21 protein-coding genes and 1 pseudogene are annotated in these 24,235 nt (G+C 59.5%); 5 read left to right on the forward strand and 17 right to left on the reverse strand.

Annotated elements, in window-relative coordinates:
• The first annotated feature begins 52 nt into the window (after positions 1 to 52).
• Positions 53 to 631 carry a DUF6436 domain-containing protein gene (locus ACYZTM_RS13670; RefSeq protein WP_131061056.1) on the forward strand — a complete coding sequence of 193 codons (579 nt, stop codon included), beginning with the start codon at positions 53 to 55 and terminating at the stop codon, positions 629 to 631.
• Between the two features lie 102 nt (positions 632 to 733).
• Positions 734 to 3,145: a penicillin acylase family protein gene (locus tag ACYZTM_RS13675; RefSeq protein WP_461988951.1), complete on the forward strand. Its 2,412-nt coding sequence runs from the start codon at positions 734 to 736 to the stop codon at positions 3,143 to 3,145.
• 120 nt (positions 3,146 to 3,265) lie between these two features.
• On the opposite strand, the gene ACYZTM_RS13680 is transcribed toward ACYZTM_RS13675, so the two are convergent.
• Positions 3,266 to 4,231, reverse strand: a complete 966-nt coding sequence (locus ACYZTM_RS13680) for a GlxA family transcriptional regulator (protein WP_131061054.1) — start codon at positions 4,229 to 4,231, stop codon at positions 3,266 to 3,268.
• A gap of 293 nt (positions 4,232 to 4,524) precedes the next feature.
• On the opposite strand from ACYZTM_RS13680, the gene ACYZTM_RS13685 reads away from it, so the two are divergent.
• Positions 4,525 to 5,166: an HD domain-containing protein gene (locus tag ACYZTM_RS13685; protein WP_131061053.1), complete on the forward strand. Its 642-nt coding sequence runs from the start codon at positions 4,525 to 4,527 to the stop codon at positions 5,164 to 5,166.
• A gap of 133 nt (positions 5,167 to 5,299) precedes the next feature.
• On the opposite strand, the gene ACYZTM_RS13690 is transcribed toward ACYZTM_RS13685, so the two are convergent.
• The 8 genes and pseudogenes from ACYZTM_RS13690 to ACYZTM_RS13725 form a co-directional block, all read right to left on the reverse strand.
• On the reverse strand, positions 5,300 to 6,190 hold the full coding sequence (locus ACYZTM_RS13690; protein WP_131061052.1) for an ABC transporter permease subunit: 891 nt from the start codon (positions 6,188 to 6,190) through the stop codon (positions 5,300 to 5,302).
• Entirely contained in the window at positions 6,187 to 7,068 is an 882-nt protein-coding gene (locus ACYZTM_RS13695) for an ABC transporter permease subunit (protein WP_256656960.1), read from the reverse strand. The genes ACYZTM_RS13690 and ACYZTM_RS13695 overlap by 4 nt, the downstream gene beginning before the upstream one ends.
• Before the next feature lie 35 nt (positions 7,069 to 7,103).
• Entirely contained in the window at positions 7,104 to 8,246 is a 1,143-nt protein-coding gene (locus tag ACYZTM_RS13700) for an ABC transporter ATP-binding protein (protein WP_461988952.1), read from the reverse strand.
• A 72-nt stretch (positions 8,247 to 8,318) separates the two neighbouring features.
• Positions 8,319 to 9,416: a polyamine ABC transporter substrate-binding protein gene (locus tag ACYZTM_RS13705; protein WP_461988953.1), complete on the reverse strand. Its 1,098-nt coding sequence runs from the start codon at positions 9,414 to 9,416 to the stop codon at positions 8,319 to 8,321.
• 244 nt (positions 9,417 to 9,660) lie between these two features.
• Entirely contained in the window at positions 9,661 to 10,773 is a 1,113-nt protein-coding gene (locus ACYZTM_RS13710) for a polyamine ABC transporter substrate-binding protein (RefSeq protein WP_461988954.1), read from the reverse strand.
• Between the two features lie 169 nt (positions 10,774 to 10,942).
• Positions 10,943 to 12,307 carry an aspartate aminotransferase family protein gene (locus ACYZTM_RS13715; protein ID WP_461988955.1) on the reverse strand — a complete coding sequence of 455 codons (1,365 nt, stop codon included), beginning with the start codon at positions 12,305 to 12,307 and terminating at the stop codon, positions 10,943 to 10,945.
• 58 nt (positions 12,308 to 12,365) lie between these two features.
• Positions 12,366 to 13,724, reverse strand: coding sequence for a glutamine synthetase family protein (locus ACYZTM_RS13720; RefSeq protein WP_131061046.1), 1,359 nt, complete (start codon positions 13,722 to 13,724; stop codon positions 12,366 to 12,368).
• A gap of 103 nt (positions 13,725 to 13,827) precedes the next feature.
• A pseudogene (locus ACYZTM_RS13725) lies at positions 13,828 to 14,142 on the reverse strand (gamma-glutamyl-gamma-aminobutyrate hydrolase family protein); the annotation flags it as partial.
• Positions 14,143 to 14,420: 278 nt separating this feature from the next.
• Between ACYZTM_RS13725 and ACYZTM_RS13730 the strand changes: the two are divergent.
• Both ACYZTM_RS13730 and ACYZTM_RS13735 read left to right on the forward strand, forming a co-directional pair.
• Positions 14,421 to 15,797, forward strand: a complete 1,377-nt coding sequence (locus ACYZTM_RS13730; protein ID WP_214379630.1) for a glutamine synthetase family protein — start codon at positions 14,421 to 14,423, stop codon at positions 15,795 to 15,797.
• Between the two features lie 223 nt (positions 15,798 to 16,020).
• Positions 16,021 to 16,659, forward strand: a complete 639-nt coding sequence (locus ACYZTM_RS13735) for a TetR/AcrR family transcriptional regulator (protein WP_461988956.1) — start codon at positions 16,021 to 16,023, stop codon at positions 16,657 to 16,659.
• Positions 16,660 to 16,857: 198 nt separating this feature from the next.
• Here ACYZTM_RS13735 and ACYZTM_RS13740 read toward each other — a convergent pair whose 3' ends face one another.
• The 8 genes from ACYZTM_RS13740 to ACYZTM_RS13775 all read right to left on the reverse strand — a co-directional run bounded on the left by ACYZTM_RS13740 (position 16,858) and on the right by ACYZTM_RS13775 (position 24,132).
• A complete protein-coding gene (locus ACYZTM_RS13740) occupies positions 16,858 to 17,073 on the reverse strand; it encodes a TOBE domain-containing protein (protein WP_003229256.1) in 216 nt (71 codons plus the stop codon).
• Between the two features lie 31 nt (positions 17,074 to 17,104).
• The gene (gene ssuB / locus ACYZTM_RS13745) at positions 17,105 to 17,911 is read right to left on the reverse strand and encodes an aliphatic sulfonates ABC transporter ATP-binding protein (RefSeq protein ID WP_461988957.1); all 807 of its coding nucleotides are present in this window, start codon (positions 17,909 to 17,911) and stop codon (positions 17,105 to 17,107) included.
• Complete coding sequence (gene ssuC, locus ACYZTM_RS13750; RefSeq protein WP_461988958.1) at positions 17,908 to 18,690, reverse strand: aliphatic sulfonate ABC transporter permease SsuC; 783 nt, start codon at positions 18,688 to 18,690, stop codon at positions 17,908 to 17,910. Before ssuC ends, ssuB begins: the two co-directional genes overlap by 4 nt.
• Positions 18,691 to 18,698: 8 nt before the next feature.
• On the reverse strand, positions 18,699 to 19,847 hold the full coding sequence (gene ssuD / locus ACYZTM_RS13755) for an FMNH2-dependent alkanesulfonate monooxygenase (RefSeq protein ID WP_461988959.1): 1,149 nt from the start codon (positions 19,845 to 19,847) through the stop codon (positions 18,699 to 18,701).
• A 25-nt stretch (positions 19,848 to 19,872) separates the two neighbouring features.
• Positions 19,873 to 20,853 (reverse strand): sulfonate ABC transporter substrate-binding protein, encoded by a 981-nt coding sequence (locus ACYZTM_RS13760; protein ID WP_461988960.1) that lies wholly within the window; start codon positions 20,851 to 20,853, stop codon positions 19,873 to 19,875.
• Positions 20,854 to 20,943: 90 nt separating this feature from the next.
• On the reverse strand, positions 20,944 to 21,537 hold the full coding sequence (ssuE, locus tag ACYZTM_RS13765) for an NADPH-dependent FMN reductase (protein ID WP_131061038.1): 594 nt from the start codon (positions 21,535 to 21,537) through the stop codon (positions 20,944 to 20,946).
• A gap of 319 nt (positions 21,538 to 21,856) precedes the next feature.
• Entirely contained in the window at positions 21,857 to 22,495 is a 639-nt protein-coding gene (locus tag ACYZTM_RS13770) for a peroxiredoxin (RefSeq protein ID WP_461956207.1), read from the reverse strand.
• Positions 22,496 to 22,788: 293 nt separating this feature from the next.
• A complete protein-coding gene (locus ACYZTM_RS13775; protein ID WP_131061036.1) occupies positions 22,789 to 24,132 on the reverse strand; it encodes an OprD family porin in 1,344 nt (447 codons plus the stop codon).
• Positions 24,133 to 24,235: the final 103 nt, after the last annotated feature.

The following is a 24,235-nucleotide window of genomic DNA, read 5'->3' on the forward strand; positions in this document are numbered from 1 at the left end:
CATCTGTCGCGGCAAGCATGGCAAGCTAGCCGACCTTCGAGGATTGAAACCCATGCGTCCGGCCTACCGCACCACACTGCTTGCCAGCCTGCTCGCCCTCGTGTGCGCCGGCGTCTTGTGGGCGGCCTATGACTGGTTTCAGGGGCGCTACCTGCGCGCCTTCAGTTCACACACCGCGGTATTTTCCGGCGATCCGCTGCGCCTGCCCGACGAACTGGCCGGCCCCGGCGCCATTCGCCTGGTGCATTTCTGGGATCCGGCCTGCCCGTGCAATGTCGGCAACCAACAACACCTGACCGAACTGGTTGAGCACTACGTGCCGCAAGGCGTGGAGTTTTACGCGGTACAAAAACCCGGCAGCCACGGTCAGTTGCCCAGCACCCTGAGCAGCCTGAAAACCATCACCGTGCTCCCAGGCTCCGAACAGATCCCCGCCAGCCCGGCGGTGGCGATCTGGGATCGCAGCGGCAAACTGGCGTATTTCGGTCCGTACAGCGAAGGCCTGACCTGCAATTCGAACAACAGCTTTATCGAGCCCATCCTGCAAGCACTGAGTGAAGGTCGCGCAGTGGGCGCCACCCATACGCTGGCGGTCGGCTGCTACTGCCCTTGGCCGGAGGAAGTGAAGTAAGGCAATCCTGACTTTTCCAGGACCGCGATGCCCGGCACAGGAGGTCTGTGCTAAATGTTTGCAGCCCGCACGGGCGGCAATCCCGAAGAACAAGGAGTCACCATGAAACGCGTCCTGACCGTACTGGTATTGCTGATCGTCACGCTCGTCATCGGGGTCGGCGGGTACGTGTACATCAAGCAGCCGACGCGCCAGGGCCAGGTGGAGTTGCAGCACCTTCAGGGCTCGGTGACCGTGCGTTACGACGAGCGCGGCGTGCCGCACATCCGCGCAGAAAACGAAACCGACCTCTACCGCACCCTCGGCTATGTGCAGGCCCAGGACCGCTTGTTCCAGATGGAAGCCATGCGCCGCCTCGCCCGGGGTGAGCTGGCAGAAATCCTCGGCCCGAAGCTGCTCGACACCGACAAACTGTTCCGCAGCCTGCGCATCCGCGAACGCGCCGACAGTTACGTGGCCGCGCTGGATCGTCAGTCACCGGCGTGGAAGGCGCTGGAAGCCTATCTGGATGGCATCAATCAATATCAGGACACTCACGCGGCGCCCATGGAGTTCGACGTGCTGGGCATCCACAAGCGCCCTTTCACCGCCGAAGACAGCATCAGCGTCGCCGGGTACATGGCTTACAGTTTCGCCGCAGCGTTTCGCACCGAACCTTTACTGACGTTTGTGCGCGACCAATTGGGCGCCGAGTACCTGAACATTTTCGAGCTCGACTGGCAGCCCAAAGGCGTGTTGGCCAAATCGCGTTTAACACCCGGCCCCGCCCTCGCCGCCAGTGACTGGAAAGACCTGAACGCGCTCGCCCGCCTGAGCGAACAGGCGCTGGCCAACAACGGCCTGCCGCAATTCGAAGGCAGCAACGCCTGGGTGATTTCCGGCAACCGCAGCAAAAGCGCCAAACCGCTGCTGGCCGGTGACCCGCACATCCGCTTCTCGGTGCCGTCGGTCTGGTACGAGGCACAACTGTCGGCGCCGGGCTTCGACCTGTACGGCCATCATCAGGCACTGGTGCCGTTTGCCTTTCTCGGCCACAACCTGGATTTCGGCTGGAGCCTGACGATGTTCCAGAACGACGACCTCGACCTGATCGCCGAGAAGGTCAACCCGGACAACCCGAACCAGGTCTGGTATCGCGGCAAATGGGTCGACATGGTCAACACCGAGCAACAGATCGCGGTGAAGGGCCAGGCGCCGGTCACGCTGACACTGCGCCAGTCGCCCCACGGCCCGATCATCAACGATGCACTCGGCACCGCCGCCGGCAAGACGCCGGTGGCCATGTGGTGGGCGTTCCTTGAAACGCCGAACCCGATCCTCGAGGGTTTCTACCAGCTCAACCGCGCCGACACCCTGGCCAAGGCTCGCGCCGCAGCGGCCAAGGTTCAAGCGCCGGGCTTGAACATCGTTTACGCCAACGCCAAGGGTGACATCGGCTGGTGGGCCTCGGCGCTGCTGCCCAAACGCGCCGCCGGAGTGCAACCCGGCTTCATCCTCGACGGCAGCACCCATCAGGCGGACAAGGAAGGTTTCTACCCGTTCAGCGCCAACCCGCAGGAAGAAAACCCGGCGCGTAGCTACATCGTCTCGGCCAACTTCCAACCGGTGTCGCCGACCGGCATGGAGATACCCGGTTACTACAACCTCGCCGACCGGGGTCAGCAACTCAATCGCCAGCTCAGCGACAAGAGCGTGAAGTGGGACAACGAGGCGAACCAGAAGCTGCAACTGGGCACCACCACCGCCTACGGCCCGCGCTTACTGGCACCGTTGTTGCCGGTCCTGCGTGAAGTGGTCAGCGATCCTGCCGAACTCAAACTGGTGGAGCAACTGGCGCAATGGAAAGGCGATTACCCGCTGGATTCCACCATCGCCACGCTGTTCAACCAGCTCCTGTTCAACCTGGCTGACGCGACGATGCACGATGAGCTGGGCAATGATTTTTTCGAAACTTTGCTCTCGACCCGTGTGATCGACGCTGCGCTACCACGCCTCGCCGCGACCGCCGACTCGCCGTGGTGGGACAACCGCAACACCCTCGGCAAGGAGACCCGCGCCGACACGGTCAAGGTGGCCTGGCAAGCGAGCATCGCCCATCTCAAGACCACCCTTGGCGCTGACTTCGCGCTATGGCAGTGGGGCAAGGCGCACACCCTGACTCACGGCCATCCGCTGGGGATGCAGAAGCCGCTGAACCGGATCTTCAACGTCGGCCCGTTCGCGGCGCCTGGCACCCATGAAGTACCGAACAACCTCTCGGCCAAAATCGGCCCGGCACCGTGGCCCGTGACATATGGTCCGTCGACCCGGCGGCTGATCGACTTCGCCGACCCGGCCCACAGCCTGACCATCAACCCGGTCGGCCAGAGCGGCGTGCCATTCGACAGCCACTACGACGATCAGGCTGAGGCGTATGTCGAAGGGATTTACTACGAGGCGCATTTCAATGACGAAGAAGTCACGGCCAATACGCGCAGTACGTTGAAGTTCTTGCCGGCGCGGGCTGCGCCGTAGATTTTGGTTGACCGGGCCGACGTCTTCGCGGGCAAGCCTCGCTCCTACAGATGACCGCATACCCCTGTAGGAGCGAGGCTTGCCCGCGAAGAGGCCCTTAAGGACAACACAAATTCCTGCTCAAACCATCGCCGCAAAATTCAGCCTGAACTGCTGCGGCGTCACCCCCAGCCTGCGATTGAACACCGTGCGCATATGCTGGGCATCGCGAAAGCCGCACTGATACGCCACCGTCTTGAGCGGTGAATGTGTGCTTTCCAGCAGCACCCGCGCCGCATCCACCCTCGCCCGCTCGACGAATTCCGCCGGGGTGATTTTCGCCTCCTTGGTGAACACCCGGGAAAAGTTGCGCGCACTCATGTTGGCCGCGTTCGCCAGATCGGCAATGGTCAAGTCGCCTGTGAGGTTGGCCAGGACGTAGAGCTGCACCAGTGCCACCGCCGACGTCGGTTCGGCGTGGGGCGTGAGGAACGGGCTGAACTGCGATTGCCCGCCCGAGCGCTGGGTGAACACCACTAGCCGCTTGGCCACGCTCAAGGCCACCTCCGGCCCGTGGTCCTGCGCCAGCAAGTACAGCGACAAATCGATCCCCGCCGTGACCCCGGCCGAGGTGAAGAGCTCGCCGTCCTGAACGTAGAGGCGATCGGCCTCAACCTGAGTCGACGGGCACAAGGTGGCCAACGCCGCTGCATCGCCCCAGTGGGTGGTGACTGTCCGTCCTTCGAGCAATCCGGCTCGCGCCAGCATGAACGCGCCGTTGCAGATCGAGCCAAACCGTTGCGCCAACGCGCTGGCATCACGCAACCAGGCATCGAATGCCGCGCCAAAATCCAGGAACGGCAACTGCGGCCCGCCGGCCACCAGCAGCAAGTCATAAGCCTCCAGCGCTTCGCTGAAATGCCGATGGGCACTGAGTGACAAACCGTTGGAGCACGGCATCGCCCCGCGTTCGACGCCGATGACCTCCAACCGGTAATGGTCGTGCGGTGCGAGGAACCGGTTGGCTTCGGAAAACACATCCATGGGACCGGTGACGTCCAGCGACTGGACGCCTGCGAACACCACGATGGCAACGGTTTTACTCATGGTTCGATTGCCTCTACGGATCACCTGTGGCGAGGGGATTTATCCTCGTTGGAGCGCGCAGCGCTCCCAGACTTTTTGGGGCCGCTGCGCAGCCCAACGGGGATAAATCCCCTCGCCACAAAAGACCATTCACAGAGAGCAAACTTAGCCAATCCGGGCGCAACAAGCGAGGTTGGCGCGATATGCCTGTTCATTGGCCGGGATCGCAGCCATGGATCGATTGTCCGGTTGGGGAGGCGGGAACAGACTTGCTCCATCAGCGCCGCCACGGCGTTCCCCACGAGGAAAGCACCATGAGCAGCAACATTGCCGGTATCAAAATCCCCGACAGCGCGTTGGCCAGGGCCACCACTGAATACATTCGCGATGCCGAGTCCGACCTGCTTTACCACCACTCGCGCCGGGTGTTTCTGTTCGGCGCCCTGAGCGGTGAGCGCAAGCAGTTGGCCTACGACCCGGAAATGCTCTACGTCGGCGCCATGTTCCATGACCTGGGCCTGGTGGAAGGTCATCGCACGGACAACGAGCGCTTCGAAGTCGATAGCGCCAACGCCGCCAAGGCGTTCCTCCAGCCTTACGGTTTGTCGGATGGCGATATCGAACAGGTGTGGCTGTCGATTGCCCTGCACACCACGCCGGGCGTGCCGCAACACTTGCGGCCTAACGTTGCGCTGGTCACCGCTGGTGTGGAAATGGATGTGCTGGGCATCGACTACGCCGCGTTTTCCACGGTGCAGCGTGAAGCGGTAGTGCATGCGCATCCACGGGGCGAGGGGTTCAAGGAATGCATCCTGTGTGCGTTCGCCAACGGCTTCAAACACAAACCCGACACCACGTTCGGCACGGTGAACGCGGATGTATTGGTGGACAGCGAGCCGGGCTTCAAGCCGATGAACTTTGTCGAGATCATCCGCAAATCGCCTTGGGTTTCCTAAAACGACTGTGGGAGCGGGCTTGCTCGCGAAGAGGCCGCGTCAGTCATAGAGATGTCGACTGATACACCGCTTTCGCGAGCAAGCCCGCTCCCACATTTGGATCGGGGTTGGCCACGTAATTGTGGCCAACGCTTTAAGCCGCTTCCGGCGCCTGCGCGCGACGCACGTCCGGTTGCTTCCAGGAGTCGGCAGCGCTTTCTTCGATCGCTTGCTGGATCGCACGCTTGCGCGCTTCTTCGGCACGGCGGCTAAAGAACCAGACCAGGAAGGTCATCAGCGATACCGCCAGCAGAATCAGGCTGGCCACGGCGTTGATCTCGGGTTTCACCCCCAGACGCACCGCCGAGAACACTTCCATCGGCAGGGTCGTGGAACCCGGCCCCGAGACGAAGCTGGCCAACACCAGGTCATCCAGGGACAGGGCGAAGGACATCATGCCGCCGGCCCCCAGGGAGGGCGCGATCATCGGGATGGTGATCAGGAAGAACACCTTCCACGGCCGCGCACCCAGGTCCATGGCCGCCTCTTCGATGGACAGATCCAGCTCACGCAACCGCGCCGACACCACCACCGCCACATACGCCGCACAGAACGTGGTGTGGGCGATCCAGATGGTGACGATGCCGCGTTCCTGTGGCCAACCGATCATCTGCGCCATCGCCACGAACAGCAGCAACAGCGACAGACCGGTGATCACTTCGGGCATCACGAGCGGCGCGGTGACCAGGCCACCGAACAGCGTGCGCCCCTTGAAGTGGGTGATACGGGTCAGGACGAACGCCGCCAACGTACCCAGCGCCACCGCCGCTACCGCCGTGTAGCAGGCGATTTCCAGCGAGCGCACCACCGACCCCATCAGTTGGGTGTTGTCCATCAAGCCGACGTACCACTTGATCGACCAGCCACCCCACACCGTCACCAGTTTGGAGGCGTTGAACGAGTAGATCACCAGGATCAGCATCGGCGCGTAGATGAACAGCAAACCCGCTACCAGCATGAAACTTGAGAAACGGAAGCGCTTCATTCTTTACCCTCCATTTCCTTGGCCTGACTGCGGTTGAACAGGATGATCGGCACAATCAGGATCAACAGCATCACCACCGCCAGGGCAGATGCCACCGGCCAGTCGCGGTTGTTGAAGAATTCTTGCCAGAGCACTTTACCGATCATCAGGGTTTCCGGACCGCCGAGCAGTTCCGGGATCACGAACTCACCCACGACCGGAATGAACACCAACATGCAACCGGCGACGATGCCGTTCTTGGACAGCGGAATAGTGATCTTCCAGAAGCTGTTGAAGGTGCTCGAACCCAGGTCGGATGCAGCTTCCAGCAGACTGTTGTCGTGCTTCACCAGGTTGGCGTAGAGCGGCAGGATCATGAACGGCAGGTACGAATACACCACGCCGATGTACACGGCGAGGTTGGTGTTGAGAATCTGCAGCGGCTCGTCAATCCAGCCCATGGTCATCAGGAAACCGTTGAGCAGGCCGTTGTTGCTGAGGATGCCCATCCACGCGTAGACGCGGATCAGGATCGCAGTCCAGGTCGGCATCATGATCAGCAGCACCAGCACCGTTTGCATCTCTTTACGGGCACTGGCAATCGCGTAGGCCATCGGGTAGCCGATCAGCAGACAGAGGACGGTGCTGATCAGCGCCATCTTCAACGAACCGAGGTAGGCGGCGATGTACAACTCGTCGCCGGCCAGCATCGCGTAGTTGCCGAGGTTAAGCAGCAGCTGCAACTTCTGTTCGGCGAAGGTATAGATCTCGGTGTACGGCGGAATAGCGACGTCGGCTTCGGCGAAGCTGATCTTCAGGACGATGAAGAACGGCAACATGAAGAACAGGAACAGCCAGATGAACGGAACCCCGATGACCAGCTGGCGGCCACCGGGAATTATTCGATTGAGGCGGCGTTTGAATTTGCGCATGTTCATGAGCGAAGCACCACGCCGCTGTCGTCTTCCCAGTACACGTAAACCTGGTCACCCCAGGTTGGGCGCTGGCCACGACGTTCGGCGTTGGCCACGAAGGACTGGACGATCTTGCCGCTCGGCAGTTCGACGTAGAACACCGAGTGACCACCGAGGTAGGCGATGTCGTGCACCTTGCCGCTGGACCAGTTGTATTCGCACGTTGGCTGGATCGGCGTCACCAGCAATTTTTCCGGACGAATCGCGTAGGTCACGGATTTGTCCTGCACCGAGGTGCTGATGCCGTGGCCCACATAAATCTGACGGTCCAGGTCCTTGCAGGTGATGGTCGCGTGGCCTTCGGCGTCGTCGATCACTTCACCGTCGAAGATGTTGACGTTGCCGATGAACTCGCAGACCAGGCGGCTGGTCGGGGTTTCGTAGATGTCGATCGGGCTGCCGATCTGGGCGATCCAGCCCAGGTGCATGATCGCGATGCGCTCGGCCATGGTCATGGCCTCTTCCTGGTCGTGGGTCACCATGACGCAGGTTACGCCGACGCGCTCGATGATCTCGACCAGCTCCAGCTGCATTTGCGAGCGCAGCTTCTTGTCCAGCGCACCCATCGGTTCGTCGAGCAACAACAGCTTCGGCCGCTTGGCCAAAGAACGCGCCAGGGCCACACGCTGACGCTGGCCACCGGACAACTGATGCGGCTTGCGCTTGGCGAACTGCGTCATCTGAACCAGCTTGAGCATGTCCGCGACACGGGCATCGACTTCAGCGGCAGGAATGTTGTCCTGCTTGAGGCCGAAGGCGATGTTCTGCGCCACGGTCATGTGCGGGAACAAGGCGTAGGACTGGAACATCATGTTGATCGGCCGCTCGTACGGCGGCATATCAGTGATATCTACGCCATCGAGGAAAATGCGCCCCTCCGTGGGCCGTTCGAAGCCTGCGAGCATGCGCAGCAACGTGGACTTGCCCGATCCCGAACCGCCGAGCAGGGCGAAAATCTCGCCTTTCTTGATTTCCAGGGACACATCGTCCACGGCAATCGTCTCGTCGAACTTCTTCGTGACCCGGTCGATTTTGACCAGCACCTGTTTAGGTGTCTGGTCGCCCTCGAGGGCTTTCTTATAGGCGCCGGAGGCAACTGCCATTTACGAAACTCCCAAAAAAAAGAGTGCAGTTCGCTCAAGGTGAGCGAACTTTGGATAGTTTGAGCCTTGTCGCTATTTACCCGTCTTGACCTTGGTCCAGCTGCGGGTCATCAAACGTTGAATGTTTGGTGGTAACTCGACCGACACATAAGTCTTGTCGAGAACTGCTTGCGGCGGATAAACCGACTCGTCGGTGCGGATGGACTGTTCCATCAACTTGTCCGAGCCAGGGTTGGGGTTCGCATAGCCAACAGAGTCACTGACTTGTGCGATCACCTCGGGTTTCAACAGATAGTTGATGAAGGCGTGGGCTTCCTTGACGTTGGCCGCATCCTTGGGGATTGCCAGCATGTCGAACCAGAGCGCGCCGCCCTCTTTCGGAATCGAGTAGGCGATGTTCATGCCTTTGCCGGCTTCTTCCGCGCGGGCCTTGGCCTGGAACATGTCGCCGGAGAAACCGATGGCGATGCAGATGTCGCCGTTGGCGAGGTCGGCGATGTACTTGGAAGAATGGAAGTACGTCACGTAAGGCCGCACCGCCAGCAACTTGGCTTCGGCCTTTTTGTAATCTTCGGGGTTGGTGCTGTTGGCGTTGAGGCCCATGTAGTTGAGGACGGCGGGCATCATTTCATCGGCAGAATCAAGGAACGCCACACCACAGCTGTGCAGCTTCTTGATGTTCTCCGGTTCGAATACCACAGCCCAGGAATCGATCTTGTCGACGCCCAGCACAGCCTTGATCTTGTCGACGTTGTAACCGATGCCGTTGGTGCCCCACAGGTACGGCACGGCGTACTGGTTACCCGGATCGTTTTGCTCAAGACGCTTGAGCAGCACCGGATCGAGGTTGGCATAGTCCGGCAGTTTCGACTTGTCGAGCTTCTGGAACGCGCCCGCCTTGATCTGCTTGCCGAGGAAGTGGTTGGACGGCACCACCACGTCGTAACCGGTACGCCCGGCCAGCAACTTGCCTTCCAGGGTTTCGTTGGAGTCGAAGACGTCATACACCGGTTTGATGCCGGTCTCTTTCTGGAAGTCCGCCAGGGTGGTCGGACCGATATAGTCCGACCAGTTATAAATATGCACGGTACCGGCAGCCTGGACACTGACAGCAAACGTCAGCCCCGCGCCGACCCGTAGTGCATTGCGCAACAAAGAAAAAATAGGCACGTGGAGGTCCTCTAAAATTAGTTGGGCCCAAGTTGCCCCGCGTTACATGACAGCCATGGCTGCCCGGCAACTAAACCGGCGCGCAACTTACCTTCGAAAAACCGTTCCAGCAAAACTTTTATGCAGATATCCCTGTAGGAGCGAGCCTGCTCGCGATGGTCGCCAACGATAACGAGGGGTGTCTGACACCCCTCGGTGTTGCAGCTTTTATCGCGAGCAGGCTCGCTCCTACGGGGTCTACTTCTTACTTACCCGATTTGATCTTGGTCCAGCTGCGCGTCATGATCCGCTGGGTCGCGGCCGGCAAGTCGGCAATCGCGTACAGCTTGGCCAGCACGTCCGCTGGCGGGTAGATGCCTGGGTCGGCGGTGATTTCTTTATCGACCAATGCGGTGGCGGCCGCGTTTCCGTTCGGGAAGCGTACGGCGTTGGTGATTTCAGCCATGATCTCCGGCTTCTGCAGGAAGGTCATGAACTTGTAGGCGCCTTCGACGTTTTCGGCATCTTTAGGGATGGCGACCATGTCATAGAAGCTGCCTGCACCTTCTTTCGGAATGTTGTAGCTGACTTTCACCTTGTCACCGGCTTCAGCCGCACGGGACTTGGCCTGGTAGATATCACCCGAGTAACCCACGGCGACGCAGATGTTGCCGTTGGCCAGGTCGGAGATGTACTTGGACGAGTGGAAGTAGCCCACCGAAGGACGAATCTTCAGGAACAGTGCTTCGGCTTCGGCCAGTTGTTTTTTGTCCTGGCTGTCGGTTGGATAGCCCAGGTAGTGCAGCGCCACCGGAATCATCTCGGTTGGCGAATCGAGGAAACTGATACCGCACGACTTCAACTTGGCGGCGTTTTCAGGTTTGAACAGCAGGTCCCAGGAGTTGGTTGGCGCATCGGCACCCAGTGCCGCCTTGACCTTCTCGGCGTTGAAGCCGATACCGATCGAACCCCACATGTACGGGAAAGCATGTTCGTTGCCCGGGTCGCTCACCGACACCGCTTTAAGCAGGTCAGGGTTCAGGTTCTTCCAGTTAGGCAGCTTGGACTTGTCCAGCTTCTGGTAAACGCCAGCCTTGATCTGCTTGGCCAGGAAGTTGTTCGACGGTACGACGATGTCGTAGCCGGACTTGCCTGCCAGCAACTTCGCTTCCAGGGTTTCGTTACTGTCGAAGACGTCGTAAACGACTTTGATGCCGGACTCGGTTTCGAACTTCTTGATGGTGTCCGGAGCGATGTAGTCGGACCAGTTATAGACGTGCAACACCTTGTCGTCCGCCTGAACCGCACCCGCCATCATGCCCATCAGGGACATGGCGAGGAGTGTCTTGCCAGCAAGCTTTTTTCCTAATGCCTTCATTCGTAATGCTCCAAATTTTTCTTTTTTGAACCACTTTGTTCAGCGGCCGAACCCGGACAACTGGAACCGCAGCTAGTCTGGCAAGATCCGAGGCGGTCTTTCAAGGAAAGGCCACCCTTTAGAACTGCTCTGAGCGAAAGTTTCATGACTCCCGCCCAGAGCCTAGCACTTAGCCCTGCAACGCACTCAGGGTCAGGTCCAGGCACTTGCGTGCCTTGGTCACCAGCTCATCGATTTCAGCCTTGGTAATCACCAGTGGCGGAGCAATGATCATGGTGTCCCCCACGGCGCGCATGATCAGGCCGTTGTCGAAGCAGAACGTGCGGCAGATCATGCCGACGCCTTTGCCTTCGTAACGCTTGCGAGTGGCCTTGTCCTGAACCAGTTCGATGGCCCCCAACAGACCGACCCCACGCACTTCCCCCACCAACGGGTGATCGTTCAGTTCCCGCAAGCGTTTCTGCAAATACGGTGCCGTTTCCGCATGGACGCGCTCGATAATTTTTTCTTCGCGCAGGATGCGGATGTTTTCCAGTGCAACCGCAGCGGCCACCGGGTGCCCCGAATAAGTGAAACCGTGGTTGAAATCGCCACCTTCGTTAAGAACTGCGACCACTTCGTCACGCACGATCAGGCCACCCATAGGGATGTAGCCGGACGTCAGGCCTTTGGCGATGGTCATCATGTCGGGTTTGAGGTCGAAGAAATCGCTACCGAACCACTCACCGGTACGGCCGAAACCACAGATCACTTCGTCAGCCACGAACAGGATGTCGTACTTGGCGAGGATTTCCTTGATGCGCGGCCAGTAGGTGTCTGGCGGAATAATCACGCCGCCGGCGCCCTGGATCGGCTCGGCAATAAAGGCACCGACGTTGTCCACGCCGATTTCCAGAATCTTCTCTTCCAGCTGATTGGCCGCCCAGATACCGAATTCTTCCGGCGTCATGTCGCCGCCTTCAGCAAACCAGTACGGCTGCGCGATGTGGACGATGCCCGGGATCGGCAAGTCGCCTTGTTCGTGCATGTACGTCATGCCACCCAGGCTCGCGCCGGCCACGGTGGAACCGTGATAGCCGTTCTTGCGGCTGATGATGACTTTCTTCTTCGGCTGGCCCTTGATCGCCCAATAGTGGCGGACCATACGCAGCATGGTGTCGTTGCCTTCGGAGCCGGAACCGGTGAAGAACACGTGGTTCATGCCCTCTGGCGCGATGTCGGCGATGGCCTTGGCCAGTTCAAGCACTGGCGGGTGAGCGGTCTGGAAGAACAGGTTGTAGTAAGGCAGTTCGCGCATCTGTTTGCTGGCGGCATCGGCCAGTTCATCGCGACCGTAGCCGATCGCTACGCACCACAGGCCGGCCATGCCGTCGAGGATCTTGTTGCCTTCGCTGTCCCAGAGGTAAACGCCCTTGGCGTTGGTGATGATTCGCGGGCCTTTCTCTTTCAGCTGCTTGAAGTCGCTGAAAGGGGCCAGGTGGTGATCGTTGCTCAGGGTTTGCCATTCACGGGTTTGCGGGTTGTTGCTGGTCATGCGAATTCTCCTAAGGTTTCGGTGAAGGGCGCGACCAAGTGCAGTCGCGCCCGGCGCATCAGACGGCGAAGAGCAGGAATTCCCGCTCCCACGAACTGATCACGCGCTTGAAGTTTTCATGCTCAGCCCGCTTGACCGCGACGTAGCCAGTAATGAATTTCTTGCCCAGGTACTTCTCGACGGTCGCGCTGTTTTCCATACGCTCCAGCGCGTCTTCAATGGTCAGCGGCAGGCGCAGGTTGCGGCGTTCATAGCCTCGACCCACTACTGGCGCACTCGGGTTCAAGCCTTCGACCATGCCGATGTAACCGCAGAGCAGGCTCGCGGCGATCGCCAGGTACGGGTTGGCGTCAGCGCCGGGCAGGCGGTTTTCCACCCGACGGTTTTGCGGCCCGGCATCCGGAACCCGCAGGCCCACGGTGCGGTTCTCTTCGCCCCACTCCACGTTCACCGGCGCCGAGGTGTCCGGCAGGAAGCGGCGGAACGAGTTGACGTTCGGCGCGAACAGCGGCAACAGCTCGGGGATCAGCTTCTGCAAGCCACCGATGTGGTACAGGAACAGTTGGCTCATGGTCCCGTCTTCATTGGAGAAGACGTTCTTGCCAGTCTCGATGTCGATGATGCTCTGGTGCAAGTGCATCGCGCTGCCCGGCTCGCCGGTCATGGGCTTGGCCATGAAAGTGGCCGCCACGTCGTGCTTGAGCGCGGCTTCGCGCATGGTGCGTTTGAAGATCAGGATCTGGTCGGCCAGGGACAGGGCATCGCCGTGACGGAAGTTGATTTCCATCTGCGCCGTGCCGTCCTCGTGGATCAACGTGTCGAGGTCCAGTTCCTGCAATTCGCACCAGTCGTAGACGTCCTCGAACAGCGGATCGAATTCGTTCGCCGCTTCAATGGAGAACGACTGACGACCGGTTTCCGGGCGCCCGGAACGGCCGATCGGCGGTTGCAGCGGGTAGTCCGGGTCGTCACTGCGCTTGGTCAGGTAAAACTCCATTTCCGGCGCCACGATCGGCTGCCAGCCCTTGTCGGCATAGAGTTTCAGGACCTTTTTGAGCACGTTGCGCGGCGACAGCTCGATCGGGTTGCCTTGCTTGTCGTAGGTGTCGTGGATCACCTGGGCGGTCGGCTCAATGGACCAGGGCACCAGGTAAACCGCGTTCTGGTCGGGGCGGCAGATCATGTCGATGTCGGCCGGGTCGAGCAGTTCGTAATAGATGTCGTCTTCGACATAGTCGCCGGTCACGGTCTGCAACAGAACGCTCTCGGGCAGGCGCATGCCTTTTTCGGCAATGAACTTGTTGGTCGGCGAAATCTTGCCCCGGGTGATCCCGGTCAAGTCGGCGATCATGCATTCGACTTCTGTGATCTTGTGGTCTTTCAACCAATCGGTGAGCTGGTCGAGGTTGTGACTCATAAATGCCTCTTAGGCTGAGTTTCCTGACTCTTATAAGTCAGGCGTTGTTTGACGCATCGGCGTCGTGTGATACAGATTGCCACTGCAATGGCCAAGCACAACTACCCACTCGGGTAATGGCGTGGGTCAGCGAGAGCGTAGTTGCGCGTGCAGAATCACGAGCATAACCCGACGCGTTGGTCGGGCTGTCAGCGTGAAACGGTTCTATATTGGAAGGAGGGCCAGTAAAGAGAATGTCGTGTAGACCGTCCAGAATATCGGACGGGGGCAGCAGGTTCGCCGAGGAAGGAAGAGTCGACGGCACGCCTTTGGCAACGCTTGCCTTGGCGTGAACGCAACGATCGCCACTGATGTGATAAGCATGCAGACCGATCTGCCTTGAGCAGATGGCGACGCCGATTAACGGCAGGCGAGACATGAAGCACCCCGGTATTATTGCTGTTATGGGTTTGAATCGAGCTTAGCCTTGTTCATTTTTTTACACAACACCCCCGTAAAAAATACAACACGGCCCGCTCAAGCTCGCGGGCGCCAAAGCGCTTAAAGGCATAAAAACGCCCCAAACTGCCTCAAAAAAGCCCTACGGGCGCTTTTTTAGGGCAAAAAAGGCCTCGCTTGACTTCGGCAGGCCGTTCGGGTTGACTGAAACCCGAAGAGATCAATGATTGATATTTTTAACAACAAAGGTGTTGCATCATGTCGGTACCCCCGCGTGCCGTTCAGCTTAACGAAGCGAACGCGTTCCTTAAGGAACATCCTGAGGTTCTGTACGTTGACCTTCTGATTGCGGATATGAATGGTGTGGTGCGCGGCAAGCGCATTGAACGCACCAGCCTCCACAAGGTTTACGAGAAAGGCATCAACCTGCCGGCCTCTCTATTTGCTCTGGATATCAATGGCTCGACGGTGGAAAGCACCGGCCTGGGCCTGGACATCGGCGATGCTGACCGAATCTGCTATCCAATCCCTGACACCCTGTGCAATGAACCCTGGCAGAAGCGCCCTACCGCGCAACTGTTAATGACCATGCACGAACTTGAAGGCCAGCCGTTCTTTGCCGACCCGCGAGAAGTGCTGGCTAATGTGGTGCGCAAGTTCGACGACATGGGCCTGACCATCTGCGCCGCGTTCGAACTGGAGTTCTACCTGATCGACCAGGAGAACGTGAACGGTCGTCCACAACCGCCACGCTCGCCAGTGTCCGGCAAACGCCCGCATTCGACCCAGGTCTACCTGATCGACGACCTCGACGAATACGTCGACTGCCTCCAGGACATTCTGGAAGGTGCGAAAGAGCAAGGCATCCCTGCCGACGCGATCGTCAAGGAAAGTGCCCCGGCGCAGTTCGAAGTGAACCTGCACCACGTGGCCGACCCGATCAAGGCCTGCGACTACGCGGTCCTGCTCAAGCGTCTGATCAAGAACATCGCCTACGACCATGAGATGGACACCACCTTCATGGCCAAGCCTTACCCGGGCCAGGCGGGCAACGGTCTGCACGTACACATTTCGATTCTCGATAAAGATGGCAAGAATATTTTTGCCAGTGAGGATCCCGAGCAGAACGCCGCACTGCGTCACGCGATCGGCGGTGTGCTCGAGACCCTACCGGCGCAGATGGCTTTCCTCTGCCCGAACGTCAACTCCTACCGTCGTTTCGGCGCACAGTTCTACGTGCCGAACTCGCCGTGCTGGGGCCTGGATAACCGCACCGTGGCGATCCGCGTGCCAACCGGTTCCTCCGATGCCGTGCGCATCGAACACCGTGTGGCCGGCGCCGACGCCAACCCGTATCTGTTGATGGCTTCGGTTCTGGCAGGCGTGCACCACGGCCTGACCAACAAGATCGAACCGGGCGCTCCCGTAGAAGGCAACTCCTACGAGCAGAACGAGCAAAGCCTGCCGAACAACTTGCGCGATGCATTGCGCGAGCTGGACGACAGCGAAGTCATGGCCAAGTACATCGATCCGAAATACATCGATATCTTTGTCGCGTGCAAAGAGAGTGAGCTGGAGGAGTTCGAACACTCCATCTCTGACCTTGAGTACAACTGGTACCTGCATACCGTGTAAGTGGTTGCAGTAAAAGGAACGCCGTTGGCTGATAAAGCCAACGGCGTTTTTTTATGGCCGCCTGCTGCGGTTCGCGGGCAAGCCTCGCTCCTACAGGTCGGAGTCGTTCGCAAAAATGAGCATGCCACAGACCCGTAGGAGCGAGGCTTGCCCGCGAAAGCGTCCGGGAAGACAACACACGACCCCTGCTCGTACAATGCCCGCTGCCCCGCAGGAGACTTCAATGACCCGACTCGCCACCCCACGCAAACCCCGCGCCCGCAGCCAGGCCCGGATCGATTCGATACTCGATGCCGCCCGCACGCTGCTGGCCGCCGAGGGCGTGGCCAGTCTGTCGATCTACAGCGTGGCCGAGCGCGCAGAGATCCCGCCCTCCTCCGTCTACCACTTCTTCGCCAGTGTTCCGGCCCTGCTCGAAGCCCTGACGGCGGACGTCCACGCCGCATTCCGCGCCTGCCTGCAAGCGCCCATCGATCACAACGCCCTCAGCGGCTGGCGCGACCTGTCGCGACTGGTTGAACAACGCATGCTCGACATCTACGACGAAGACGCTGCCGCCCGGCAACTGATCCTCGCTCAGCACGGCCTGACCGAAGTCACCCAGGCCGACCGTCAGCACGACATCGAATTGGGCGACTTGATGCACAAGCTGTTCGATCATCACTTCGAGTTGCCGAAATTGCCGACCGATGTCGATGTGTTTGCGCTGGCGATGGAGCTGGGTGATCGGGTGTATGCGCGTTCGGTGCAGCAGCATGGGCAGATCACGCCGCGTATGGCTGAAGAAGGGATGCGGGTGTTTGATGCGTATCTGGGGCTTTATCTGCCGCCCTACCTGCCGAAGCGTGTTTTGCCAGGCTGATTTCTTTGCTGGCTTCACTGGCCCCTTCGCGAGCAAGCCCGCTCCCACATTGGATCTTCAGCGGACACAGCATTTGTGTACGGCACAATTCCCTGTGGGAGCGGGCTTGCTCGCGAAGGCCGCACCGCCGAACTCACTCACACACATAAAAAACCCCGAAGGGCTCACGCTCTCCGGGGTTGAGTGCAATGCACGCCCTCACAACTTGGCGATCGACACCTCGGTGGATTTCACAAACGCGATCACTTCGCTGCCGACCACCAGTTCGAGCTCTTTCACTGAACGCGTGGTGATGACCGAAGTAACGATGCCGGAGGCTGTCTGCACGTCGATTTCCGAGAGCACGTCGCCCAATACGATTTCCTTGATCGAGCCCTTGAACTGGTTACGAACGTTGATGGCTTTGATAGTCATGATGTTGATTCCTGTCATTGGATAAGGTGCGTTATTGAGCCCAACGCAATTGCGTAGGCAAGGGTGAAACAGGTTCCGGTGCCGGCGGTTCGCCGGGCAGTGACAGCACTCGATTGAGGACTTCGGTTTCCAGCGCCGCCAGCCGATGGGAGCCGCGGACCCGAGGGCGTAGCAACTCAACGTGCAGGTCGAGGCCGACTTCACCCTCTTCGATCAGGATCACCCGATCGGCAATCGCCACCGCTTCACTGACGTCGTGGGTGACCAGCAACACGGTGAAGCCGTGCTTCTGCCAGAGCCGTTCGATCAGTTGCTGCATTTCAATTCGGGTCAGGGCATCCAGCGCCCCCAGGGGTTCGTCGAGCAACAGCAAGCGCGGTTGATGAATCAGCGCACGGGCCAGGGCTACGCGTTGCTTCTGGCCACCGGACAGCGCCGCTGGCCATTCATTGGCACGATCCGCCAGGCCTACCGACTCCAACGCTTCCAGCGCTTGCGGCCGCCAGTCACCCTTGAGTCCGAGACCGACGTTGTCGATGACCTTTTTCCACGGCAGCAAACGGGCTTCCTGGAACATCAACCGGGTGTCTTCCCGGGCATCGCTCAGCGGCGCGGAGCCGGCGAGCAATTCACCACTGGTGGGTTTGTCGAGACCAGCGAGCAACCGCAGCAAGGTACTTTTGCCGCAACCACTGCGACCGACCACGGCGACAAACTGTCCGGCCGGAATGTGCAGGTCGATTTCGCGCAACACTTGCCGCGAACCGAAAGTCTTTTGCAGCTTGCGCACCACCAGCGGAATCCCGCGCAGCAGGCGTGGAGGTTGTTGAGCGGTCATGCGGCACCTCCTTTGGCAACCTGATACGCCGGATGCCAGCGCAGCCACACACGCTCAAGTCCGCGGGCCGCGAGGTCGGCGAGTTTGCCAAGCACCGCGTACAAAAGAATCGCCAGCACCACCACGTCAGTCTGCAAAAACTCCCGGGCATTCATCGCCAGATAACCGATGCCGGAGCTCGCGGAAATGGTTTCCGCCACGATCAGCGTCAGCCACATGAAGCCCAATGCGAAGCGCACGCCAACCAGAATCGAAGGCAACGCACCCGGCAGAATCACCTGACGAAACAGGCTGAAGCCGGACAAGCCATAACTGCGCGACATTTCCACCAACGCCGGATCGACGTTGCGGATGCCGTGATAGGTGTTCAGGTAGATCGGGAACAACGTGCCCAACGCCACCAGGAAAATCTTCGCCGACTCATCGATGCCGAACCACAGGATCACCAGTGGAATCAGCGCCAGATGCGGTACGTTGCGGATCATTTGCACCGAACTGTCGAGCAGGCGTTCGCCCCATTTCGACAGGCCGGTGATGAAGCCAAGAACCAGACCGATGCTGCCGCCGATGGTGAAACCCAGCGCAGCACGCCAGCCGCTGATCGCCAGGTGCGTCCAGATTTCGCCGCTGCGCACCAGGCTCACGCCGGCCTCGATGACGGCGATCGGCGCCGGCAGAATCCGTGTCGACAACCAGCCCGCCGACACCGACAACTGCCACACCGCCAGCAGCAATACCGGCAACGCCCAGGGTGCGAGGCTGTGGATAATTCTCTTCATGGCGCGCCTCAGCTCTGCGACGCGGCTTTGGGAAGAATGTCGTTGGCGACCATCTCACCGAACGGGCTGACGTAGTTAGCACCTTGGGGCAGCTCCGGACGTTCGATGTCGAGGTGCGGGAACAGCAACTCGGCGACCCGGTAAGACTCTTCCAGGTGCGGATAACCGGAGAAAATGAAGGTGTCGATGCCCAGGTCGGCGTATTCCTTCACGCGGGCAGCCACAGTTGGACCATCGCCCACCAGCGCCGTACCGGCACCGCCACGCACCAGGCCGACACCGGCCCACAGGTTGGGGCTGACTTCCAGGTTGTCACGGCTGCCGCCATGCAGCGCGGCCATGCGTTGCTGGCCGACCGAATCGAATCGCGCCAGAGAAGCCTGGGCGCGGGCGATGGTTTCATCGTCGAGATGGGAGATCAGCCGATCCGCCGCTTGCCAGGCTTCGGCGTTGGTTTCGCGGACGATCACATGCAAGCGAATGCCGAAGCGCACGGTGCGACCCAGCTTCGCGGCTTTGGCGCGCACCTGTTCAATCTTCTCGGCAACGGCGGCTGGTGGCTCGCCCCAGGTCAGGACCATTTCCACCTGCTCGGCGGCGAGGTCTTGCGCCGCTTCCGACGAGCCGCCGAAGTACAGCGGCGGACGCGGTTGCTGGATCGGCGGATAGAGCAACTTGGCACCCTTCACGCTGATGTGCTGACCGTCGTAATCAACGGTTTCGCCTTCCAGCACGCGGCGCCAGATGCGGGTGAACTCCACCGATGCCTGATAGCGCTCTTCGTGACTGAGAAACAAACCATCGCCAGCCAACTCTTCCGGATCACCACCAGTAACCAGGTTGAACAGCGCACGGCCGCCGGACAAGCGATCCAGTGTCGCCGCCTGACGCGCGGCCACCGTCGGGGAAATGATCCCGGGGCGCAGCGCGACAAGAAATTTCAACCGCTTTGTCACCGGGATCAGCGAGGCGGCTACCAGCCACGAGTCTTCGCACGAGCGGCCGGTAGGAATCAAAACCCCGCCGAAGCCTAGGCGATCCGCCGCTTGGGCGATTTGTTGCAGGTAACCGTGGTCGACGGCGCGAGCGCCTTCGGCGGTGCCAAGGTAATGGCCGTCGCCGTGGGTAGGCAGGAACCAGAAAATACTGAGGCTCATGGAGTGGTCTCCTTGGGGAATCGAATTACTGCGCTTTGGCAACGGCTGCCGGTGGCGTCCAGATCACGTCTTTGATGCTCAACTGTTTCGGGATCAGCTTGAGCTGGTAGAAGCTGTCGGCGATTTTCTGTTGGGCGGCGACCGCTTCAGGCGTGAGGAACAGCGCGCCGTAGCCTTGGCGTTTCACCGAGGTCAAAGTGATGTCTGCTGGCAGGCCGAGCAGTGGCGACACCTGTTTGGTCACGTCTTCCGGGTTGGCCTTGGACCATTCACCGACGGCGCGCACTTCTTCCACGAGGGTCTTGATCACCTCAGGATTTTTCTGTGCGTAAGGCTTGGTGGCGAGGTAGAACTGATGGTTGTCGACGATGCCCTGGCCATCGCGCAGGGTGCGCGCTTGCAGCTGCTGTTCGGCGGCGGCCTGATACGGGTCCCAGATAACCCAGGCATCGACGCTGCCACGCTCGAATGCGGCGCGGGCATCGGCTGGCGGCAGAAAAACGGTCTGGATGTCGGTGTATTTGAGGCCGGCGTCTTCCAGCGCGCGGACCAGCAAGTAGTGGACGTTGGAGCCTTTGTTGAGCACGACTTTCTTGCCCTTGAGGTCCTGCACCGATTTAATCGGCGAGTCCTTCGGCACCAGGATCGCTTCGCTGTGTGGCGCTGGCGGTTCGTAGGCGACGTAGAGCAGATCGGCGCCGGCCGCTTGAGCGAATACTGGCGGGGTTTCGCCGGTGACGCCGAAGTCGATGGAGCCAACGTTCAGGCCTTCGAGCAGTTGCGGGCCGCCGGGGAATTCAGTCCATTGCACGTCCACACCTTGGGCGGCGAGGCGTTTTTCGAGGGTGCCTTTAGCTTTGAGCAGCACCAGGGTGCCGTACTTTTGATAACCGATTCGTAGAACGCCTTCCTGGGTAGAAAGCGCTTGAGCTTGAGTAATGGCGCCGAAGGTTAAAGCCGCTGCAAACAGAGCGACCAGACCACGACGCAAAATGACAGTGCGCATGGCGCTCTCCTTTTTGCAGTTGGGTTTTGGCTGCACCTGCTTGGCCGTTGGCGGCTGAGTAAGGTGGAGTGAAGCAAATTCGGGTGAACCTCAAATGCTCCAGCGAGCACTCAACAAACGTTCATTCAACAGGTTCGGATCGAGCGGCTTGGGCCGTCGCGCCATGGCGCTGAAAAACAACTCCAGCGACTCGTTCAATCGTTGTTCCAGCTCCGGCGCCAACTGCGCCTGGATGCTGCCTTCGCCGTAAGCGATCTGACTGTCCACCGCGAAAATCCCATGGAGCATTTCCTGGGCTTTCAACGCCGACAGCACGGGCTTGAGCGCGTAATCCACCGCCAGCATGTGGGCGATGCTGCCGCCGGTGGCCATGGGCAAAACCACCTTGTGGTCCAACGCGCGCTCGGGCAGCAGGTCCAGCACGGTTTTCAGCGCGCCGGAAAACGACGCCTTGTAAACCGGGGTGGCGATCAGCAGGCCGTCGGCGTTTTCAATCTGTTGCAGCAGGTCGATTACCTTCGGGCTGTCGAAGCGTGCGTGCAGCAAGTCTTCGGCCGGGAAGTCCCGTACCTGGTAACTCACCACTTCCACACCCTGCGCTTGCAACCAGCGCTGAGAGCGCTCCAGCAGCACCCCGGAACGGGAGCGTTGGCTGGGACTGCCACCGAGTGAGACGACCAGCATTCAGGCGATTCCTTGAACGGTGTTGGCGATTCGCGGTTTGCGATCTCACTGTGATGGAAATGACCTTAACAGGTGATTGTTATATCCATAAATCATATTTATTCATTTGGTTATGCGTTGTAGATCTATGCAAAACGGCTTTGACCAGGCAAAAAAATGGGCCGTAGAAACGACCCGAAATCCCCTGCTTTATAGAATGTGCATCGCTGTCCTGTAGGAGCGAGGCTTGCCCGCGAAGGCGTCGTTAAAGCCACCATCAATGTCGGAAGTTATGGCCTCTTCGCGGGCAAGCCTCGCTCCTACAGGGGTGTATTACCAATTAACGATTCGGCTGCGGCGTCAGGCGCAGGTACGGCTTCACCGCGCGATAGCCCTTGGGAAAGCGTTTCTTGATTTCGTCTTCGTCCTTGAGCGACGGCACGATCACCACTTCATCACCGTCCTGCCAGTTGGCCGGCGTGGCCACCTTGTAGTTGTCGGTGAGTTGCAACGAGTCGATCACCCGCAGAATTTCATGGAAGTTACGGCCGGTGCTCGCCGGGTAGGTGATGGTCAGCCGAACCTTTTTGTTCGGGTCGATCACAAACAGCGAGCGCACGGTCAGGGTGTCATTGGCGTTCGGGTGAATCAGGTCGTAGAGGTCCGAAACTTTGCGATCGGCATCCGCCAGGATCGGGAAGTTGACGACTGCGTTCTGGGTTTCATTGATGTCTTCGATCCACTTGTGGTGCGAGTCCACCGGGTCCACGGACAGGGCAATGGCTTTCACACCGCGATTGGCAAATTCATCCTTGAGCCTGGCGGTGAAGCCCAACTCGGTGGTGCACACCGGGGTGAAGTCCGCCGGATGGGAAAACAGCACGCCCCAGCTATCGCCCAGCCATTCGTGGAAACGGATGGTGCCGGCGCTGGAATCCTGTTCGAAGTCGGGGGCGATATCGCCCAGTCTGAGGCTCATGGTGCTGCTCCTGGTGAGTGCTTGTTGAGCTCAACTGTGCCTGCGTTCCTTATGAATTAAAAAGAATAAATATCGATTTGTTTAGATCATAAATGAATATTAAAAATCTGTTCACTGGACCTGCGGGCGCATCCCGAACAACATCGCCCACAAGGTTCGAGAAGGCCTTGAGTTGCTGCAAAGAGGGAAACTTTCAAGGCGGGATTACGGGGGTGACCTCGCCTTGAAAACGCAAAAGCCCCGCCCGGCGAGATGCCGGGCGGGGCTTTTTTTCTTCGGTTACGCGAGCGCTATTACAACAGCGGGATCGAGTAGCTGAGGATCAGGCGGTTTTCGTCCTGGGAGCGAACACCCGGGATGTTGGTGCGCCAGGTAGCGTTCTTCCACATGAAGCCAACGTTTTTCAGCGGGCCTTCTGGTACGACGTAACCGACAGTCAGGTCGCGTTCCCACTCGGTGCTGTTATTACCGGCTGCAGCGGTAGCGGTGCGGTTGGTGTCGATATCGTCGCCACGCAGATAAACCATACCGGCGGTCAAGCCAGGCACGCCGACTTTGGCGAAGTCGAACGAGTAGCGAGCTTGCCAGGTACGTTCGCCGGCACGGCCGAACTTCTGGATTTGCATGTCGGTGATGGTGTAGTTCGACGAGCCATCGCCCTGGTTCAGCCAAGGGAAGTCGCTGCTACCGTTGCTGACCTGATAACCACCACCAAAGGTGTGACCGGCAACGGAGTACAGGAACAGGCCGCTGTACAGGTTGTTGTCGACCTTGCCTTTACCATTGGAGGTGCTGCTGTAGTTGCCGGAGCTGTAGTACAGCGGGTCGTGCCCGTTAGCGCCGTCATCAGAGCTGTTGAAGTAGCGCAAGTCAGACTTCAACACGCCCGGGCCGATTGCCCAGTTGTGCACCAGACCCAGGAAGTGTTGCTTGTAGAAGTCTTCCAGGTTGCCGTAGTAATACTGCGCGGTCAGGTCTTTAGTGATTTTGTAGTCACCACCGGCATAGATGAACTTGTTGCTGTCGCGACCGCTGGCGGTACGAGCGTTGGCACCGCCGATGCTCAGCTGTTCATTGTTGCTGGAGTTTCGCCCTTTCACGGCTTCGATCTGACCGCCGACCAGAGTCAGGTCCTTGATCTCGCCGGAAGTGATCTGACCACCCTGCCAGGTTTGTGGCAGCAGACGACCGTCGTTGGTCACGATAACCGGGTTTTTTGGCTGCAACGTGCCCAGTTTCAGCTCGGTCTGGGAGATCTTGGCTTTTGCAGTCAGGCCCAGGCTGGAGAAGTTATCAACTGCTTCGCCGTTGGATTTGCTTGGGAAAACAGTGCCGCCGTACGAGTTATTGCTGGCACCGTTGGTACCGCCGCCCGAATCCAGACGCACGCCCAGCAGGCCGATCGCATCGATACCGAAACCGACAGTGCCTTGGGTGTAACCGGAGATGAAGCGCAGATCGAAGCCTTGGCCCCATTCTTCGTTCTTGTTCGCGCCCGGACCATCACGGTTATCGGTGTTGATGTAGAAGTTACGCAGACCCAGAGTGGCCTTGCTGTCTTCGATGAAACCGGCGGCGCTTGCCTGCTGCGCCAAAACCCCTACGGCCACAGCCAGGGCCAAGGTGGACTTGTTCATTTGTTTCGCTCCTATCGTTTCTAATACTTGTGTTCCTGGTCCTGGGTCGAATGCCCTGGATCCTAAGACGCGCAATTTTTGCCGAACTCTCTAGCCCGGTCGC

The sequence above is a fragment of the Pseudomonas sp. MDT2-39-1 genome, from assembly GCF_054898085.1.

Excerpts from the sequence above, each read along its gene's own strand:
- ACYZTM_RS13670 (WP_131061056.1), top strand. The coding sequence starts at position 53 with ATGCGTCCGGCCTACCGCACCACACTGCTTGCCAGCCTGCTCGCCCTC.
- ACYZTM_RS13675 (WP_461988951.1), top strand. The coding sequence starts at position 734 with ATGAAACGCGTCCTGACCGTACTGGTATTGCTGATCGTCACGCTCGTC.
- ACYZTM_RS13680 (WP_131061054.1), bottom strand. The coding sequence starts at position 4,231 with ATGAGTAAAACCGTTGCCATCGTGGTGTTCGCAGGCGTCCAGTCGCTG.
- ACYZTM_RS13685 (WP_131061053.1), top strand. The coding sequence starts at position 4,525 with ATGAGCAGCAACATTGCCGGTATCAAAATCCCCGACAGCGCGTTGGCC.
- ACYZTM_RS13690 (WP_131061052.1), bottom strand. The coding sequence starts at position 6,190 with ATGAAGCGCTTCCGTTTCTCAAGTTTCATGCTGGTAGCGGGTTTGCTG.
- ACYZTM_RS13700 (WP_461988952.1), bottom strand. The coding sequence starts at position 8,246 with ATGGCAGTTGCCTCCGGCGCCTATAAGAAAGCCCTCGAGGGCGACCAG.
- ACYZTM_RS13710 (WP_461988954.1), bottom strand. The coding sequence starts at position 10,773 with ATGAAGGCATTAGGAAAAAAGCTTGCTGGCAAGACACTCCTCGCCATG.
- ACYZTM_RS13715 (WP_461988955.1), bottom strand. The coding sequence starts at position 12,307 with ATGACCAGCAACAACCCGCAAACCCGTGAATGGCAAACCCTGAGCAAC.
- ACYZTM_RS13720 (WP_131061046.1), bottom strand. The coding sequence starts at position 13,724 with ATGAGTCACAACCTCGACCAGCTCACCGATTGGTTGAAAGACCACAAG.
- ACYZTM_RS13730 (WP_214379630.1), top strand. The coding sequence starts at position 14,421 with ATGTCGGTACCCCCGCGTGCCGTTCAGCTTAACGAAGCGAACGCGTTC.
- ACYZTM_RS13735 (WP_461988956.1), top strand. The coding sequence starts at position 16,021 with ATGACCCGACTCGCCACCCCACGCAAACCCCGCGCCCGCAGCCAGGCC.
- ACYZTM_RS13740 (WP_003229256.1), bottom strand. The coding sequence starts at position 17,073 with ATGACTATCAAAGCCATCAACGTTCGTAACCAGTTCAAGGGCTCGATC.
- ssuB (WP_461988957.1), bottom strand. The coding sequence starts at position 17,911 with ATGACCGCTCAACAACCTCCACGCCTGCTGCGCGGGATTCCGCTGGTG.
- ssuC (WP_461988958.1), bottom strand. The coding sequence starts at position 18,690 with ATGAAGAGAATTATCCACAGCCTCGCACCCTGGGCGTTGCCGGTATTG.
- ssuD (WP_461988959.1), bottom strand. The coding sequence starts at position 19,847 with ATGAGCCTCAGTATTTTCTGGTTCCTGCCTACCCACGGCGACGGCCAT.
- ACYZTM_RS13760 (WP_461988960.1), bottom strand. The coding sequence starts at position 20,853 with ATGCGCACTGTCATTTTGCGTCGTGGTCTGGTCGCTCTGTTTGCAGCG.
- ssuE (WP_131061038.1), bottom strand. The coding sequence starts at position 21,537 with ATGCTGGTCGTCTCACTCGGTGGCAGTCCCAGCCAACGCTCCCGTTCC.
- ACYZTM_RS13770 (WP_461956207.1), bottom strand. The coding sequence starts at position 22,495 with ATGAGCCTCAGACTGGGCGATATCGCCCCCGACTTCGAACAGGATTCC.
- ACYZTM_RS13775 (WP_131061036.1), bottom strand. The coding sequence starts at position 24,132 with ATGAACAAGTCCACCTTGGCCCTGGCTGTGGCCGTAGGGGTTTTGGCG.